The sequence below is a fragment of the Lactiplantibacillus sp. ME-2 genome (genome assembly GCF_022549155.1).
GTDB lineage: Bacteria > Bacillota > Bacilli > Lactobacillales > Lactobacillaceae > Lactiplantibacillus > Lactiplantibacillus plantarum.
In genome coordinates this window covers 1-398 of record NZ_JAKZEQ010000135.1, presented here as the reverse complement: position 1 = coordinate 398, position 398 = coordinate 1, and the positions used below count along the sequence as shown (strand labels likewise).

Here is a 398-nt window from a genome sequence, read left to right as displayed (position 1 = left end):
TTATTAGACCGGTCAATTATTCTAGAAATAGAAGCACCAAAAAAACGGCGAACGGAAGAAGAAATCTATCGGTGGTTTACGGAAAACCATAGCCTGATTTTAGGTGCCTTATTGAATGCAGTCGTTGATAGTTTGAAATATGCGGGTCAATCAAATTTTACAGGTGGCCGCATGGTTGATTGGTGCCGATTTGTTGAGAATGCACACAGAGAGTTAGGCGCAACACCAAGATACTTTGGGGATATTTACGTTAAGAACCGTCATCAAGCGGCAATCAATTCGGCTGACACTAATCCGTTTGTAAGTGGCATATTAGAACTTTTGGATGGTAAGAAACAATGGCGTGGTAAAAAGTCAGAATTGGTTTCCGAGTTGAAAAAATTAGATTCATATGATCC

Annotated in this window: 1 protein-coding gene; it reads left to right on the top strand. The window is 39.9% G+C overall.

Annotated elements, in window-relative coordinates:
- Window positions 1-398, top strand: a 398-nt coding sequence (locus MMY95_RS15695; protein ID WP_241277832.1) for a hypothetical protein, incomplete at both ends; no start/stop codon positions are given.